Consider the following 17,229-nt stretch of genomic DNA (forward strand, 5'->3'; position numbering starts at 1 on the left):
GCCTTTCTTCACGCTATACCTGCTTCTAAGTGCATTTCCAGGTAGCGAGGATGTAGTGTAGAATGCTGCGTTTTCGCACTGAAAAACGTCAGGCTAAGAACAGCGGCCTCCAGGAATTCGTAAGGCATAATTATTTAACTATATGAAGAACATACGTAACTTTTCGATCATTGCTCACATTGACCACGGTAAGTCGACGCTGTCTGACCGTATTATCCAGATTTGCGGTGGCCTGTCTGATCGTGAAATGGAAGCCCAGGTTCTGGACTCCATGGACCTGGAACGCGAACGCGGTATCACCATTAAAGCGCAGAGCGTTACGCTTGATTACAAAGCGGCTGATGGTGAAACCTATCAACTGAACTTTATCGATACCCCAGGCCACGTTGACTTCTCCTATGAGGTTTCACGCTCGCTCGCGGCCTGTGAAGGTGCGCTGCTGGTAGTGGATGCCGGGCAGGGCGTTGAAGCCCAGACCCTGGCAAACTGCTACACCGCGATGGAAATGGATCTCGAAGTTGTGCCGGTTCTGAACAAGATCGACCTGCCAGCCGCCGATCCTGAGCGCGTAGCGGAAGAGATTGAAGATATTGTCGGCATTGACGCGACAGATGCCGTGCGCTGCTCCGCGAAAACCGGTGTGGGCGTGACCGACGTGCTGGAACGCCTGGTACGTGACATTCCGGCCCCGGAAGGCGATCCGGATGGCCCGCTGCAGGCGCTGATTATCGACTCCTGGTTCGATAACTATCTGGGCGTTGTCTCTCTGGTGCGTATTAAAAACGGCACCATGCGTAAAGGCGACAAAATCAAGGTAATGAGTACCGGGCAGGTCTACAACGCCGACCGTCTGGGCATCTTCACGCCAAAACAGGTTGACCGTACCGAGCTGAGATGCGGCGAGGTAGGCTGGCTGGTCTGCGCCATTAAAGACATCCTCGGCGCGCCGGTGGGCGATACCCTGACCGGCGCACGTAACCCGGCGGACAAAGCGCTGCCAGGCTTTAAAAAGGTGAAACCGCAGGTTTACGCGGGTCTGTTCCCGGTCAGCTCTGACGACTACGAAAACTTCCGTGACGCGCTCGGTAAACTGAGCCTGAACGATGCTTCCCTGTTCTACGAGCCAGAAAGCTCAACGGCGCTGGGCTTCGGCTTCCGCTGTGGCTTCCTCGGTCTGTTGCACATGGAGATCATTCAGGAGCGTCTGGAGCGTGAATACGATCTGGATCTGATCACCACGGCGCCGACCGTAGTCTATGAAGTTGAAACCACCTCGAAAGAAGTGATCTACGTCGATAGCCCGTCCAAGCTGCCGCCGCTGAACAACATTCAGGAGCTGCGTGAGCCTATCGCAGAGTGCCACATGCTGCTGCCGCAGGAATTCCTGGGTAACGTCATTACGCTGTGTATTGAGAAGCGTGGCGTGCAGACCAACATGGTTTACCACGGTAACCAGGTGGCGCTGACTTATGAGATCCCGATGGCGGAAGTGGTACTCGACTTCTTCGACCGTCTGAAGTCGACTTCCCGTGGCTATGCGTCACTGGATTACAACTTCAAACGCTTCCAGGCTTCCAACATGGTGCGTGTGGACGTGCTGATCAACGGCGAGCGCGTGGATGCGCTGGCGCTGATCACCCACAACGACAATGCGCCATACCGTGGCCGCGAGCTGGTTGAGAAGATGAAAGACCTGATCCCGCGTCAGCAGTTTGATATCGCGATTCAGGCGGCGATTGGCAACCACATTATCGCGCGTTCAACCGTGAAACAGTTGCGTAAAAACGTTCTGGCGAAGTGCTATGGCGGTGACGTCAGCCGTAAGAAAAAGCTGCTGCAGAAGCAGAAAGAAGGTAAGAAGCGTATGAAGCAGGTCGGTAACGTCGAGCTGCCGCAGGAAGCATTCCTTGCCATCCTTCATGTTGGTAAAGACGGCAAATAACCCTAAGGAGTTGGCATGGCGAACATGTTTGCCCTGATCCTGGTCATTGCTACCCTGGTGACAGGTCTGCTGTGGTGTCTGGATAAGTTTATCTTCGCCCCAAAACGTCGTGAACGTCAGGCTGCCGCACAGGCAGCCACTGGAGATGGGATTGACGCGAAAACCCTGAAGAAAGTCGGCCCGAAACCGGGCTGGCTGGAAACGGGCGCCTCGGTATTTCCGGTGCTGGCAATTGTGCTGGTGGTACGTTCGTTTATTTACGAGCCGTTCCAAATCCCATCAGGTTCAATGATGCCAACGCTGCTGATTGGTGATTTTATTCTGGTAGAGAAGTTTGCCTACGGCATTAAAGATCCTATCTACCAGAAAACGCTGATCGAAACCGGTCATCCGAAACGTGGCGACATCGTGGTGTTTAAATATCCGGAAGATCCGCGCCTGGACTACATCAAGCGCGCGGTAGGTCTGCCGGGTGATAAAGTGACTTACGATCCGGTTGCGAAAGAAGTCACCGTTCAGCCGGGCTGCAGCTCCGGTACCGCATGTGAAAACGCGCTGCCAATCACTTACTCAAACGTTGAGCCAAGTGATTTTGTGCAGACCTTCGCCCGTCGTAACGGCGGCGAAGCGACCAGCGGATTCTTCCAGGTACCGAAAGGTGAAACCAAAGAGGACGGCATCCGTCTGGTTGAGCGCAAAGAGACGCTGGGCGATGTGACGCACCGAATCCTTACTGTGCCAATCGCGCAGGACCAGCTGGGTATGTACTATCGCCAGCCGGGCCAGCAGCTGGCGAGCTGGATTGTACCGCCAGGACATTACTTCATGATGGGTGACAACCGCGATAACTCTGCGGACAGCCGTTACTGGGGCTTTGTGCCGGAAGCGAATCTGGTCGGAAAAGCCACCGCCATCTGGATGAGTTTTGAGAAGCAGGAAGGCGAATGGCCGACCGGTGTACGCCTGAATCGTATCGGCGGAATCCATTAATTCTCAATAAATGAACGCGTAGCCGCTTTAATTAGCGGCTACGTGAATTATTTCCACGATAAATCTCTTCGAACTAACGACATCCCCTGTCGTTGTGTATAGAATATTCCCCCGAAGTTTAAGGTTGGCCCTGCAAGGGTGCCACGGCACACGAAACCGCGTTGGTTTTCTCAGGTCGGTTTCGTGTGCTGCATTTTTGACGCATTCATTTATTGGTATCGCATGAACCCCATCGTAATTAATCGGCTTCAACGGAAGCTGGGCTACACTTTTCATCATCAGGAGCTGTTGCAACAGGCATTAACCCACCGCAGTGCCAGCAGCAAACATAATGAGCGTCTCGAGTTTTTAGGCGACTCTATTTTAAGTTTCGTGATTGCGAATGCGCTTTATCACCGTTTCCCGCGTGTGGATGAAGGGGATATGAGCCGCATGCGTGCCACGCTGGTTAGGGGTAATACCCTTGCGGAAATCGCGCGTGAGTTTGAACTGGGCGAATGTCTGCGTCTTGGACCGGGTGAACTGAAAAGCGGCGGCTTCCGTCGTGAATCTATTCTTGCCGATACGGTCGAAGCATTAATTGGTGGTGTGTTCCTGGACAGCGATATCCAAACCGTAGAAAAGCTGATCCTGAACTGGTATCAAACCCGTCTGGACGAAATCAGCCCGGGCGATAAACAAAAAGATCCGAAAACGCGTCTGCAGGAATATTTGCAGGGTCGTCATCTGCCGCTGCCGTCTTATCTGGTGGTACAGGTGCGTGGCGAAGCGCACGATCAGGAATTTACCATCCATTGCCAGGTCAGTGGCCTGAGTGAACCGGTGGTGGGCACAGGTTCAAGCCGTCGTAAGGCTGAACAGGCTGCCGCCGAACAGGCGTTAAAAATGCTGGAGCTGGAATGAGCGAAAATAAAACCTATTGCGGATTTATTGCCATCGTCGGACGTCCGAACGTTGGCAAATCCACCCTGCTGAATAATCTGCTCGGGCAGAAGATTTCTATCACCTCGCGTAAGGCGCAGACCACGCGTCACCGCATCGTCGGCATCCATACTGAAGGCGCGTATCAGGCGATCTATGTCGATACCCCTGGCCTGCACATGGAAGAGAAGCGCGCCATCAACCGCCTGATGAACAAGGCGGCGAGCAGCTCGATCGGCGATGTAGAGCTGGTGATTTTCGTTGTGGAAGGCACCCGCTGGACGCCGGACGACGAGATGGTGCTGAACAAGCTGCGTGACGGCAAAACGCCGGTCATCCTCGCGGTCAACAAAGTTGATAACGTGCAGGAAAAGGCCGACCTGCTGCCGCATCTGCAGTGGCTCGGTAGCCAGATGAACTTCCTCGACATCGTTCCGCTGTCTGCTGAGACCGGTTTGAACGTGGATACCATCGCGGGCATCGTGCGTAAGCATCTGCCGGAAGCGATTCATCACTTCCCGGAAGACTACATCACCGATCGCTCTCAGCGCTTTATGGCGTCTGAAATCATCCGTGAAAAGCTGATGCGTTTCCTGGGTGCTGAACTGCCGTACTCCGTAACGGTAGAGATCGAGCGTTTCCAGACCAACGAGCGCGGTGGCTACGATATCAACGGCCTGATCCTCGTAGAGCGCGAAGGGCAGAAGAAGATGGTTATCGGCAACAAAGGGGCCAAGATCAAAACCATCGGCATTGAAGCCCGTAAGGACATGATGGAGATGTTCGAAGCGCCGGTTCACCTCGAACTATGGGTGAAAGTGAAATCTGGCTGGGCCGATGATGAGCGTGCTCTGCGCAGCCTCGGTTACGGCGAAGACCAGTAACTTAAGACGACGAGCATATGGATGGATGGCAGCGCGCCTTTGTCCTGCATAGTCGTCCCTGGAGCGAAACCAGCCTTATGCTGGACGTCTTCACGGAAGAGTCGGGCCGCGTGCGCCTTGTTGCGAAAGGCGCACGTTCCAAACGTTCTAACCTGAAGGGCGCCCTCCAGCCTTTCACGCCGCTGCTGGTACGCTTCGGTGGGCGAGGGGAAGTGAAAACCCTGCGCAGTGCCGAAGCCGTCTCCCTGGCACTTCCTCTTTCCGGCATCACGCTCTACAGCGGTCTGTATGTCAACGAACTCATCTCACGCGTTCTTGAACATGAGACCCGCTTCTCTGAACTTTTCTTCGATTATCTGCACTGTATCCAGGCGCTGGCTGGCGGAACCGGCACTCCCGAACCCGCCTTGCGTCGTTTTGAACTGGCGCTGCTGGGCCACCTCGGATACGGCGTAGATTTTCTGCACTGCGCGGGCAGCGGTGACGAGATAGAAGACACCATGACCTACCGCTACCGCGAAGAAAAAGGCTTCATTGCCAGTATCGTGATAGACAACAGCACCTTTACCGGTCGCCAGCTCCGGGCGCTGTATGAGCGCGAGTTTCCCGATCTGGACACCCTGCGCGCAGCAAAACGCTTTACCCGGATTGCCCTCAAGCCGTATCTTGGCGGCAAGCCCTTAAAGAGCCGCGAATTATTCAGGCAGTTTGTGCCGAAACGTTAATGTTTTTACCCCTCACCCCAGCCCTCTCCCGGAGGGAAGAGGGGAAGAGAAATGAACCAAAATACCGAGGATTGTCATGGCTGAATTACTGTTAGGCGTCAACATCGACCACATCGCAACGCTGCGTAATGCGCGCGGCACGGCGTATCCCGATCCGGTTCAGGCGGCGTTTATCGCTGAACAGGCTGGCGCTGACGGCATTACCGTTCACCTGCGTGAAGACCGTCGCCATATCACCGATCGCGACGTGCGCATTCTGCGTCAGACGCTGGACACCCGAATGAATCTGGAGATGGCGGTCACCGAAGAGATGCTGGCGATTGCCTGCGAGACCCAGCCGCACTTCTGCTGCCTGGTGCCGGAAAAACGCCAGGAAGTAACCACCGAAGGCGGTCTGGATGTGGCCGGTCAGCTCGACAAAATGCGCGATGCCTGCAAGCGCCTGGCGGATGCCGGCATCCTGGTTTCTCTGTTTATCGACGCCGATTTCGCCCAGATTAAAGCGGCGGCCGACGTAGGTGCACCGTATATCGAAATCCACACCGGCTGCTATGCCGATGCCAAAAATGATGCCGAACAGGCCAAAGAGCTGGAGCGTATTGCCAAAGCGGCCACATACGCCTCAAGCCTGGGACTGAAGGTTAACGCCGGTCACGGCCTGACCTACCATAACGTGAAGGCCATTGCCGCGCTGCCGGAAATGCACGAGCTGAACATCGGCCACGCCATCATTGGCCGCGCGGTGATGAGCGGCCTGAAAGAGGCGGTTTCAGAAATGAAACGCCTGATGCAGGAAGCGCGTCAGTAATGGCCATTCTGGGCTTAGGCACCGATATCGTTGAAATAGCCCGTATTGAAGCGGTGATCGCCCGTAGCGGCGATCGCCTGGCAAGACGCGTGCTGAGCGATAACGAGTGGGCCATCTGGGAAGCGCATCAGCAGCCGGTGCGTTTTCTGGCAAAGCGCTTTGCGGTAAAAGAGGCGGCGGCCAAAGCCTTCGGGACCGGCATTCGTAACGGCCTGGCGTTTAATCAGTTCGAAGTGTTTAACGATGAGCTGGGCAAACCGAGCCTGCGTCTGTGGGGAGAAGCGCAAAAGCTGGCGGAAAAGCTGGGGGTGAATCATATGCACGTGACGATCGCGGATGAACGCCACTATGCCAGCGCGACGGTGATCATCGAAAGTTAAAGTTTGTCCGCGTGGTGCATCAGAACAAACTTATCCCATAGCTGCTCTTCGCTCTCAACGTGGGCCGGATCCTTCAGGATGGTATTCGGGATCGGGCACACTTTCTGACAGGTCGGCGTTTCATAGTGGCCGATGCATTCCGTGCAGCGGTCGCTGTTAATCTCATAAATGCTGTCGCCCATCGAAATCGCCTGGTTCGGGCATTCGGGCTCGCACATATCGCAATTAATGCATTTTTTGGTAATTAACAGCGCCATCAGGAAATTCTCAGAAACAACACAAACCGGGCGGGCATTATACGCGTCAAACCAGTTTCTTTACCAGTTCTTCGCTGTGACGAATGCGTTCGGGCGCGCGCTCCAGATCCTGCTGCACCAGCGCCATAAACAGCAGGTCCGTCAGCATCATTTGCGCGCTGGTGGACGAGATAGCCGCGCTGCGCGTGGCCTGCTCTTCGGCAATGGTATATAAACAGCGCGTTGCCCGCTGCTGCAGGGCATTCGGCGTAAAACCGGTGATCGCCAGAATTTTACCGCCGACGCGCAGCGCTTCATCGGTTGCCATATTGATTTCACGGCGCTCGCCGGAGTAAGAGATGGCCAGCAGCAGATCGTCAGGATCCATCGCCTGTACGGTCGCCAGCAGGGCGTGCATATCCTGCTCGACGATGGCGTTAAGCCCAATTTTCGTCAGCTTCCAGCCGAAGTTACGCGCCACAAGTCCGGACGCCCCGATACCGGTCAGGATGATGCGCCGCGCGCCGCGCAGCATCGCTACGCTCTCCAGCAGCTTCTCTTCGGTATTCACGTCGAGCGTCGCGTGCATGGCCGCCACGTTCTCTTTGATCAGCTTTTCGCCAACCAGCCGCATCGGGTCATCGCCGCGGATCTGATTATGCACCGGCATGGACTGCGGGTTGGGGTTGCTCACCAGCGCTTCGCTGATCGCCAGCTTGAGGGCGGGGAACCCCTTAAAGCCAATCTTCTGGGCAAACTTCACCACGCTGGACTGGCTCACGCCGGCTTCACTCGCCAGCTGCTGCGAGCTGAGATGGCGTGCGCGATCGGGTTGAGAAAGCAGAAAATCCGCCAGCTTCTTGTCGCTTTGGGCAAAGCCTGCGTAACGCTGGCGAATGCGAATTAAACAGTTCATACGGTCTCCTGGCGAAAATGTGATTATCTGCGCAAATACGAATTTTGCTCGCCTGAATGAATTTTATATTCCATTATAGTGTGATTATTATGAATTAAAAATTCTTGAGGTAAAAAAATGAATCTTGGCTCACTTGTTTCTGAAACGCGTAACCCGCAAACCATGGATCTGGATGCGCTCTCCACCCTGGAGCTGGTTAACCGCTTTAATCAACAGGATACGCTGGTCGCGCAGGCTGTGAAAGAGACATTACCCGAGGTGGCGAAAGCTGTCGATGCGGCGGCGGAAGCCCTTAAGGCCGGCGGTCGCATTATCTACATGGGAGCGGGCACCAGCGGGCGTCTTGGGGTTCTGGATGCGTCAGAATGTCCGCCAACCTTTGGGGTGCCGCACGGTCTGGTCGTTGGGCTGATTGCCGGTGGACCCGGTGCGCTGCTGAAAGCCGTTGAAGGAGCGGAAGACAATGCACAGCTGGGCGAGGATGACCTGAAGGATCTGAATCTGACCGCGAAGGATCTGGTGGTCGGGCTGGCGGCATCCGGGCGCACCCCGTACGTCATTGGCGGGCTGGAATACGCCAACCGGACGGGCTGCACGACGGTCGCCATCTCCTGTAATCCGGGTTCCCCGATTGCGCAGGTGGCCGCTATCGCTATCTCTCCGGTTGTCGGGCCGGAAGCGCTCACCGGCTCCACGCGTCTGAAATCCGGGACCGCGCAAAAGCTGGTGCTCAATATGATCTCCACCGGCGCGATGGTGAAGTTCGGCAAGGTTTATCAGAACCTGATGGTGGATATGCAGGCCACCAACGTCAAGCTGGTGGACAGAGCCTGCCGCATGGTGATGGAGGCGACAGGCGCAGGCCGTGAAGAGGCAGAAGCGGTGCTCAAGCAGACCGCTCACGATGTTAAACCGGCCATTCTGATGATCCTGAGCGGGCTGGATGCGGCGGCCGCGAGGGCCAAACTCGCTGCGCATAACGGCTTCTTACGGGCGGCATTAGAAAACTAACAGAGGCGTCTATGGACAAAACAGCAGCGCTCGCCAGCGATATCCTGCAGGGGATCGGTGGGGAAAAAAATATTCATCGTCTCGAAAATTGCATGACGCGCGTGCGCGTCGAGGTGCATAACGACGACCAGCTTGACGTGCCGCGCCTGAAGCAACTGTCCGGCGTCAGCGGCTACGTGAAACAGGGGCAGCAGCATCAGCTGATCGTCGGGCCGGGGAAAGCGGCGCAGGTTGTCGATGCCATGCGCGCGCTGATGGGCGTTAGCGCGAGCGCGTCGATGGATGATGCGGAACGCACCAGGGCGCAGGCGAAGGCCAAATACAAAGCCCCCATGAGCGATGCGCTGCGTCAGCTGGCAAACGTCTTCATTCCGCTGATCCCGGCGTTTATTGCCTCAGGCCTGATCACCGGGATCATCAATATCCTCAAGCGACCGGATATTGTGGGGGATTTCGCCACGCAGTATCCGAATCTGCTGGGGATTCTGGGGATCTTCGGCAGCGCTGTTTTCGCCATCATGAACATTCTGGTCGGGGTGAATACCGCGAAGGTGTTTGGTGGATCGCTGGCGATGGGCGGGGTCATGGCGGGCATCTTGTCCAGCCCGCAGCTGGCGCAGATCACGCTGTTTGGTGAGGCGCTCCAGCCGGGCCGCGGTGGGGTAATCGCCGTGCTGCTGGTGGTCATCCTGATGTGCTGGATCGAGAAAAGGCTGCGCGCGGTTCTGCCTGGCTCGATCGAGCTGATTCTCAACCCGCTGTTGACCACGCTGATTACCGGTAGCGTAGCGATTGTGGCCCTCCAGCCGCTAGGCGGATGGATCTCTGAAGCCATCGCTCACGGTGCGTCTCTGGCTATCGACCGAGGCGGGCTGCTGGTGGGCGCTGTGCTTTCCGGTACCTTCCTGCCGCTGGTGCTGACCGGCCTGCACCAGGGGCTGGTGCCGATCCACGTCGAGCTTGTACAGGCGCACGGCTATAACGCGCTGCTGCCTATCCTGTCGATGGCGGGGGTGGGGCAGGTCGGCGCGGCGATTGCCGTACTGATGAAAACCCGCAACGCGCGCCTGAAAAAAATGATTAAAGGCGCGCTCCCGGTCGGACTGCTCGGCATTGGCGAGCCGCTGATTTTCGGCGTTACGCTGCCGCTGGGTAAACCGTTCCTCGCCGCCTGTCTGGGGGGCGCGGTAGGCGGGGCGCTGATCAGCTACTGGAAAGTCGCTACCGTGATCACCTTTGGACTTTCCGGTTTACCGCTGGCATTAACCATCGTGACCGGAAAAGTGATGCTCTATCTGTTAGGCTATTTAGTAGCGGTGATCGCCGGGTTCCTGTTTACCTGGCTGTTAGGTTTCAACGACCCAGAGGAGTAAGGTTTGGCAAATCACGCGCGTCGCGTTGTCTTTTTCGACCTGGATGGAACGCTGCATCAGCAGGATATGTTTGGTACGTTTATGCGTTACCTGCTGCGGCGTCAGCCTTTGAATGCGCTGCTCGTGCTGCCGCTCTTACCGGTTATCGGGATCGCACTGCTGGTGAAAGGCCGTGCGGCGCGGTGGCCGATGAGTTTGCTGCTGTGGGGATGTACCTTTGGGCACAGCGAAGCGCGGCTCAAGCAGCTCGAAAAGGATTTTGCGCACTGGTTTCGCGGCCACGTCGACGCCTTTCCGGTGGTGCAGGCGCGCCTGACCAGCTACCTCGACGCGAACGATGCCGACATCTGGCTGATTACCGGCTCCCCGCAGACGCTGGTGGAGCAGGTCTACTTTGATACCCCCTGGCTTCCGCGCGTGAATCTTATCGCCACGCAAATTGCCCGCGGCTACGGCGGCTGGGTGCTGACCCTGCGCTGCCTGGGGCATGAAAAAGTGGTCCAGCTGGAAAAACGCATCGGTACGCCGCTGCGCCTGTACAGCGGCTACAGCGACAGCAAGCAGGACAACCCGCTGCTCTATTTTTGCCAGCACCGCTGGCGCGTCACGCCATCAGGCGAACTTCAGCAACTCGAATAGTCTTCTCTAAAACTGGCGTGTATAATGCCGCCCGCTTTTCGACTGGAGTATCAGCCTTTGTCCAACCCTGAACACAATCATGAATACTGGATGCGCCACGCGCTGACGCTGGCTCAACGCGCCTGGGACGAGGGCGAAGTGCCCGTGGGCGCGGTGCTGGTTCATAACAATCAGGTGATTGGCGAAGGGTGGAACCGGCCTATTGGTCACCACGATCCTACTGCGCATGCCGAAATCATGGCGCTTCGCCAGGGCGGTCTGGTGCTGCAAAACTATCGTCTGCTTGATACCACGCTGTATGTGACGCTGGAGCCGTGCGTGATGTGCTCCGGCGCGATGGTGCACAGCCGGATCGGGACGTTGGTTTTCGGCGCGCGGGATGAAAAAACCGGTGCGGCCGGTTCGCTGATGGACGTGCTGGGTCACCCGGGTATGAACCACCAGGTGAAGACTATCGGTGGGGTGCTTGCACCAGAGTGTTCGGGGCTATTAAGCGATTTCTTTCGAATGCGCCGTCAGCAGAAAAAGCAGCAAAAGGCAGAACTGAAGCTGTCGGACGATTAAGCTCGTCCGGCGCCACGACCGGGTAACTTTGAGCCAGCTGTTTGGCCTCCGTCGCCTCTTTCTCTTTCTCCAGCAGATACCCGACCAGGCTAATCTGATATTTACGGATATTTTCCACGTAGGCGTAGGCTTCATGTCCGCGCGCGTAGCCGTATGTCAGCTTGTTATACCATGGCTTTTGGCTCAGCAGCGGCAGGCGCTGCTTAACGTCTGACCAGCTGTCCGGGTTACCTTTCGTTTTGGCCGTCAACGCTCGCGCATCAAGCATATGCGCGTAGCCCATATTGTAGGCCGCCAGCGCAAACCAGATCCGCTCTTCTTCCGGCACCGTTTCCGGTACTTTGGCCATCATATCCTGCAGGTAGCGCGCGCCGCCGCTGATGCTCTGTTCGGCATCGGTACGATCGTTCACGCCCAGGCTCAGTGCGGTATTTTTGGTTAACATCATCAAACCGCGTACGCCCGTGGGCGACGTGGCCTGGGTATCCCAGTGGGATTCCTGATACGAAATAGCCGCCAGCAGTTTCCAGTCAATCTCCTGGGCGTATTTTTCGAACAACGGCTGCAGGTCCGGCAGGACGCTGTCTACCGCGCGCAGGAAGCTGCGGGTATCAACGTAGTCAAAGTCATCGCCGTGCCCGAGGTACTTCTCCTCCAGACGCGCCAGGGTACCGTCTTCATTGATGGTGTTGAAGAAATCAAGCATCGCGGCAGAGAAGGTCTGATCGTCATCAAGCTGGCTAAACCAGGTCACGGGCTGCTCGTCGGTGACGTCCAGCGCCACGGCGATTTCAGGATGCACCCGCTGGAACAGGCTGATCGCGACCGAATCGGCGATGGTGTAGGGCACCTTCTGATCTTTTACCTGCTCCAGCAGCTCCGTCGTGCCGAGTTTCGGATCCACCGTCCAGCTCAGGTCGGGATATTTCTTCTCCTTGAGCTCCCGCAGATCGTCAATCACCACGTGGCCGGGCGCAATCGTCAGCTGCCGATCGTTAATTGACGCCAGCGAGCGCGGGCGCAGGCTCCCGACGCGGTAAACCAGCTGCTGAGAAACGGAGTAGTAGGTCGGGCCTGGCTGGTAGTTCTTGCTGCGCTCGCTGTTATACACCAGCCCGGCGGCGAGCATATCGGCATCGTCGTTATCGAGGTCGTCAAACAGCTCGTTGATATTCTGGCGGACGGTGATTTTAAGCTTCACGCCAAGATAATCGGCGAACTGTTGTGCCAGTTCATAATCCAGGCCAATGATTTTGCCGTTGACGTCGCTGTAAATCAGCGGGGAGTTGAGGGTACTGACGCGCAATTCCCCCCGCTCCTGAATGGCGGCGATACGGTTTTCGGCTTTGCCGAACCAGGGGATGGAAGGCCAGAGGGCCACTGCCAGCAGCAACGTTACAATGCCGATGAGCAGATAATTAATCTTTAATTTTTTCAATTAGTTAATTCTCTGCGACGCCGGTTGCCTCAGTCTGCTGTAGCCATGTTAATCATAAGGTTTGCCATTGAATGAGCGGCATTTTGCGTAAACTTGCGCCACTTGGCAACCAATTAGAGAGACAGGTCACATCTATTGTTAAATCTCTGTGCAAATTTTATTTCGACGCAAACGGTTTCGTCGGCGCTCAGGATTCTCTATAATGACGCCCGTTTTCCCCCCTTGCGCACACTGTAAGCGCCCCGGCGCTTCGAAGACGAGAGACTTATGATGGAAATTCTGCGTGGTTCGCCTGCACTGTCTGCCTTCCGTATCACTAAACTGCTGGCACGTTTTCAGGCGGCCGACCTTCCGGTAAGCAATATTTACGCTGAGTATGTCCATTTTGCTGACCTGAATGCCCCCCTGAATGCAGAGGAGCGCGTACAGCTGGAACGCCTGCTCAAGTATGGCCCAAGCCTGAGCAGCCATACGCCAACCGGCAAACTGATCCTTGCGACGCCTCGTCCGGGCACCATCTCCCCCTGGTCTTCCAAAGCCACCGACATCGCCCATAACTGTGGCCTGAGCCAGATTAACCGTCTGGAACGCGGCGTGGCGTACTACGTGGAAGCCTCTACCCTGAGCGACGCGCAGTGGCAGGCGGTTGCGGCTGAACTGCACGATCGCATGATGGAGAGCGTATTTACCTCTCTTGATGACGCGCAGAAGCTTTTCTCACACCATCAGCCTGCGCCAGTACAGAGCGTAGACCTGCTGGGGCAGGGCCGTCAGGCGCTGATTGACGCCAACCTGCGTCTCGGCCTGGCGCTGGCTGAAGACGAAATTGATTACCTGCAGGATGCGTTTGTTAAGCTCAACCGTAACCCGAACGACATCGAACTCTACATGTTCGCGCAGGCTAACTCTGAGCACTGCCGTCACAAGATTTTCAACGCCGACTGGATTATTGACGGCGAACAGCAGCCGAAGTCGCTGTTCAAAATGATCAAAAACACCATGGAGCAAACCCCTGACCACGTGCTGTCTGCCTATAAGGACAACGCCGCGGTAATGGAAGGTTCCGAGGTGGGCCGCTTCTTCGCCGATCGCGAAGCAGGGCGCTATGACTTCCATCAGGAGCCCGCGCATATCCTGATGAAAGTGGAAACCCACAACCACCCGACGGCGATCTCCCCGTGGCCGGGTGCGGCGACCGGCTCCGGCGGTGAAATCCGTGATGAAGGTGCGACCGGTCGTGGCGCTAAACCTAAAGCGGGTCTGGTCGGTTTCTCCGTCTCTAACCTGCGTATCCCGGGCTTTGAACAGCCGTGGGAAGAAGATTTCGGCAAGCCAGAGCGTATCGTGACCGCTCTGGATATCATGACCGAAGGCCCGCTGGGCGGCGCGGCGTTTAACAACGAATTTGGTCGTCCGGCGCTGAACGGTTACTTCCGTACCTATGAAGAGAAAGTGGACAGCCACAACGGCGAAGAGCTGCGCGGCTACCACAAGCCGATCATGCTGGCGGGCGGGATCGGCAACATCCGAGCCGATCACGTGCAGAAAGGCGAGATCGTCGTCGGCGCAAAGCTGATCGTACTGGGCGGCCCGGCGATGAACATCGGTCTGGGCGGCGGGGCGGCCTCTTCTATGGCCTCCGGCCAGTCTGATGCGGATCTCGACTTCGCCTCCGTGCAGCGCGACAACCCTGAGATGGAGCGCCGCTGCCAGGAAGTGATCGACCGCTGCTGGCAGCTGGGCCACGCTAACCCGATCCTCTTCATTCACGACGTGGGCGCGGGCGGCCTGTCCAACGCCATGCCGGAGCTGGTAAGCGACGGCGGCCGCGGCGGGCGTTTCAACCTGCGCGATATCCTGAGCGATGAGCCGGGCATGAGCCCGCTGGAAATCTGGTGTAACGAATCCCAGGAGCGTTACGTGCTGGCGGTTGCTGCCGACCAGCTGCCGCTGTTTGACGAGCTGTGCCGCCGCGAGCGCGCGCCGTATGCCGTCATCGGTGAAGCGACCGAAGAGCAACACCTTTCCTTAAGCGACACCCACTTTGACAACCAGCCAATCGATTTGCCGCTCGACGTTCTGCTCGGTAAAACGCCGAAGATGACCCGCGACGTAACCACCCGTAAAGCGGCGGGCAAAGCGCTGGATCGCCAGGGTATCACCGTGGCAGAAGCGGTCAACCGCGTGCTGCACCTGCCTGCTGTGGCAGAGAAAACCTTCCTGGTGACCATCGGCGACCGCACCGTGACCGGTATGGTATCGCGCGACCAGATGGTCGGTCCGTGGCAGATCCCGGTCGCTAACTGTGCCGTGACCACCGCGAGCCTCGACAGCTACTACGGCGAAGCGATGGCTCTCGGCGAACGTACCCCGGTGGCGCTGCTGGACTTCGCTGCTTCTGCCCGTCTGGCGGTCGGTGAAGCGCTGACCAACATCGCCGCGACGCAGATTGGCGATATCAAACGTATCAAGCTCTCCGCCAACTGGATGGCCGCTGCCGGCCACCCTGGCGAAGATGCTGGCCTGTATGAAGCCGTGAAAGCGGTGGGCGAGGAGCTGTGTCCTGCCCTCGGCCTGACCATTCCGGTGGGCAAAGACTCCATGTCGATGAAAACCCGCTGGCAGGAAGGCAGCGAGCAGCGCGAGATGACCTCTCCGCTGTCGCTGGTCATCACCGCGTTTGCCCGCGTGGAAGACGTGCGTCACACCGTTACGCCGCAGCTTGCGACCGAAGACAACGCCCTGCTGCTGATTGACCTGGGTAAAGGTCACAACGCGCTGGGTGCTACCGCGCTGGCGCAGGTTTACCGCCAGCTCGGCGACAAGCCAGCCGACGTGCGTGACGTGGCCCAGCTGAAAGGCTTCTACGACGCGATTCAGGCGCTGGTGGCGCAGCGTAAGCTGCTGGCCTACCACGACCGTTCCGACGGCGGCCTGCTGGTGACCCTGGCAGAGATGGCCTTCACCGGCCACTGCGGCGTGGAAGCGAACATTGCGACGCTTGGCGAAGACCGTCTGGCGGCGCTGTTCAACGAAGAGCTGGGCGCCGTGATTCAGGTGCGCGCGGCGGATCGCGACGCGGTTGAAGCGATTCTGGCGAAGCACGGTCTGGCAGACTGCGTGCACTATCTGGGGAAGGCCGTTCAGGGCGACCGCTTCGTGATTGAAGCAGACGGTCACGCGGTGTTCAGCGAAAGCCGCACCACGCTGCGCATGTGGTGGGCGGAAACCACCTGGCAGATGCAGCGCCTGCGTGATAACCCGGAATGTGCCGATCAGGAGCATAACGCGAAAGCGAATGACCAGGATCCAGGCCTGAACGTGAAGCTCTCTTTCGACATTAACGAAGACATCGCTGCGCCGTACATTGCGACCGGCGCGCGTCCAAAAGTGGCCGTGCTGCGCGAGCAGGGCGTCAACTCCCACGTTGAGATGGCGGCTGCCTTCCACCGCGCGGGCTTTGACGCTATCGATGTCCACATGAGCGATCTGCTGGCCGGACGTACCGGTCTGGAAGATTTCCAGGCGCTGGTGGCGTGCGGCGGCTTCTCCTACGGCGACGTGCTGGGCGCGGGCGAAGGCTGGGCGAAGTCCATCCTGTTCAACAGCCGCGTGCGTGACGAGTTCGAAACCTTCTTCCACCGTCCGCAGACCCTGGCGCTGGGCGTGTGTAACGGCTGTCAGATGATGTCTAACCTGCGCGAGCTGATCCCGGGCAGCGAAGCCTGGCCGCGCTTTGTGCGCAACCAGTCTGACCGCTTCGAAGCGCGCTTCAGCCTGGTGGAAGTGACCCAAAGCCCGTCTCTGCTGCTGCAGGGAATGGTCGGTTCACAGATGCCAATCGCCGTTTCCCACGGTGAAGGTCAGGTAGAAGTACGTGACGCTGCGCATCTGGCTCAGCTGGAGAGCAAAGGCCTGGTGGCGCTGCGCTTTGTCGATAACTTCGGCAAGGTGACAGAAACCTACCCGGCTAACCCGAACGGCTCCGCCAACGGTATTACGGCGGTGACCAGCGAAAGCGGTCGCGCGACCATCATGATGCCGCACCCGGAACGCGTGTTCCGTACCGTGAGCAACTCCTGGCACCCGGAAAACTGGGGCGAGGACAGCCCGTGGATGCGTATCTTCCGCAACGCGCGTAAGCAGTTGGGTTAAGTTTTAGGCAGTATCTGTAGGCCCGGTAAGCGCGAGCTCGACCGGGCTTTTTTATTTGTGTCGCAATTACGCGACAGACCCGCAATTCAACTGTCTCCAAAAGGCGACATTTAACTCGTTGATTTATATATGGCAGTAAAGGTTCCCGTTAAGGTGTTGCTTAATAGCGACACTTAGCCTGGAAATCATTCAACCGATAATTAACAGGCTAAACGAGTAAAAATCATATATTTCAAACTGTTAACAT

At 57.4% G+C, this 17,229-nt stretch carries 15 protein-coding genes; 12 read left to right on the plus strand and 3 right to left on the minus strand.

Features of this window, described 5'->3' with window-relative positions; translation table 11 throughout:
• The first annotated feature begins 142 nt into the window (after nucleotides 1-142).
• The 7 genes from lepA to acpS all read left to right on the plus strand — a co-directional run bounded on the left by lepA (nucleotide 143) and on the right by acpS (nucleotide 6,650).
• Entirely contained in the window at nucleotides 143-1,942 is a 1,800-nt protein-coding gene (gene lepA, locus UTM25_RS03060) for a translation elongation factor 4 (RefSeq protein WP_032659499.1), read from the plus strand.
• Nucleotides 1,943-1,957: 15 nt separating this feature from the next.
• Nucleotides 1,958-2,932, plus strand: a complete 975-nt coding sequence (gene lepB, locus UTM25_RS03065; RefSeq protein WP_023308848.1) for a signal peptidase I — start codon at nucleotides 1,958-1,960, stop codon at nucleotides 2,930-2,932.
• Between the two features lie 222 nt (nucleotides 2,933-3,154).
• The gene (rnc, locus tag UTM25_RS03070) at nucleotides 3,155-3,835 is read left to right on the plus strand and encodes a ribonuclease III (protein ID WP_003860711.1); all 681 of its coding nucleotides are present in this window, start codon (nucleotides 3,155-3,157) and stop codon (nucleotides 3,833-3,835) included.
• Nucleotides 3,832-4,737 (plus strand): GTPase Era, encoded by a 906-nt coding sequence (era, locus tag UTM25_RS03075; protein ID WP_194400128.1) that lies wholly within the window; start codon nucleotides 3,832-3,834, stop codon nucleotides 4,735-4,737. The genes rnc and era overlap by 4 nt, the downstream gene beginning before the upstream one ends.
• Nucleotides 4,738-4,754: 17 nt before the next feature.
• Nucleotides 4,755-5,462, plus strand: coding sequence for a DNA repair protein RecO (gene recO, locus UTM25_RS03080; RefSeq protein ID WP_023308846.1), 708 nt, complete (start codon nucleotides 4,755-4,757; stop codon nucleotides 5,460-5,462).
• Between the two features lie 76 nt (nucleotides 5,463-5,538).
• The gene (gene pdxJ, locus UTM25_RS03085) at nucleotides 5,539-6,270 is read left to right on the plus strand and encodes a pyridoxine 5'-phosphate synthase (RefSeq protein WP_032659491.1); all 732 of its coding nucleotides are present in this window, start codon (nucleotides 5,539-5,541) and stop codon (nucleotides 6,268-6,270) included.
• A complete protein-coding gene (acpS, locus tag UTM25_RS03090) occupies nucleotides 6,270-6,650 on the plus strand; it encodes a holo-ACP synthase (RefSeq protein WP_023294331.1) in 381 nt (126 codons plus the stop codon). The genes pdxJ and acpS overlap by 1 nt, the downstream gene beginning before the upstream one ends.
• On the opposite strand, the gene UTM25_RS03095 is transcribed toward acpS, so the two are convergent.
• Nucleotides 6,647-6,907, minus strand: coding sequence for a YfhL family 4Fe-4S dicluster ferredoxin (locus tag UTM25_RS03095; protein WP_008502177.1), 261 nt, complete (start codon nucleotides 6,905-6,907; stop codon nucleotides 6,647-6,649). The genes acpS and UTM25_RS03095 overlap by 4 nt on opposite strands.
• Nucleotides 6,908-6,953: 46 nt before the next feature.
• Entirely contained in the window at nucleotides 6,954-7,802 is an 849-nt protein-coding gene (locus tag UTM25_RS03100; protein WP_023333056.1) for a MurR/RpiR family transcriptional regulator, read from the minus strand.
• Nucleotides 7,803-7,919: 117 nt separating this feature from the next.
• Here UTM25_RS03100 and murQ point away from each other — a divergent pair, with 117 nt between their 5' ends.
• The 4 genes from murQ to tadA are packed head-to-tail and all read left to right on the plus strand — an operon-like array spanning nucleotide 7,920 to nucleotide 11,389.
• Entirely contained in the window at nucleotides 7,920-8,813 is an 894-nt protein-coding gene (murQ, locus tag UTM25_RS03105) for an N-acetylmuramic acid 6-phosphate etherase (protein WP_194400130.1), read from the plus strand.
• A gap of 11 nt (nucleotides 8,814-8,824) precedes the next feature.
• Nucleotides 8,825-10,186 (plus strand): PTS transporter subunit EIIC, encoded by a 1,362-nt coding sequence (locus UTM25_RS03110; protein WP_194400132.1) that lies wholly within the window; start codon nucleotides 8,825-8,827, stop codon nucleotides 10,184-10,186.
• Nucleotides 10,187-10,189: 3 nt separating this feature from the next.
• Complete coding sequence (gene yfhb / locus UTM25_RS03115) at nucleotides 10,190-10,825, plus strand: phosphatidylglycerophosphatase C (protein ID WP_194400134.1); 636 nt, start codon at nucleotides 10,190-10,192, stop codon at nucleotides 10,823-10,825.
• Nucleotides 10,826-10,849: 24 nt separating this feature from the next.
• A complete protein-coding gene (tadA, locus tag UTM25_RS03120) occupies nucleotides 10,850-11,389 on the plus strand; it encodes a tRNA adenosine(34) deaminase TadA (protein WP_194400136.1) in 540 nt (179 codons plus the stop codon).
• On the opposite strand, the gene mltF is transcribed toward tadA, so the two are convergent.
• Entirely contained in the window at nucleotides 11,277-12,827 is a 1,551-nt protein-coding gene (gene mltF, locus UTM25_RS03125) for a membrane-bound lytic murein transglycosylase MltF (RefSeq protein ID WP_168980222.1), read from the minus strand. The two genes, tadA and mltF, sit on opposite strands and share 113 nt — an antisense overlap.
• A 267-nt stretch (nucleotides 12,828-13,094) precedes the next feature.
• On the opposite strand from mltF, the gene purL reads away from it, so the two are divergent.
• On the plus strand, nucleotides 13,095-16,982 hold the full coding sequence (purL, locus tag UTM25_RS03130) for a phosphoribosylformylglycinamidine synthase (protein WP_194400138.1): 3,888 nt from the start codon (nucleotides 13,095-13,097) through the stop codon (nucleotides 16,980-16,982).
• The last annotated feature ends 247 nt before the right edge of the window (nucleotides 16,983-17,229 follow it).

Origin of the sequence: Enterobacter sp. 61D5, assembly GCF_034107965.1 — a bacterium.
GTDB classification, from domain to species: domain Bacteria; phylum Pseudomonadota; class Gammaproteobacteria; order Enterobacterales; family Enterobacteriaceae; genus Enterobacter; species Enterobacter cloacae_M.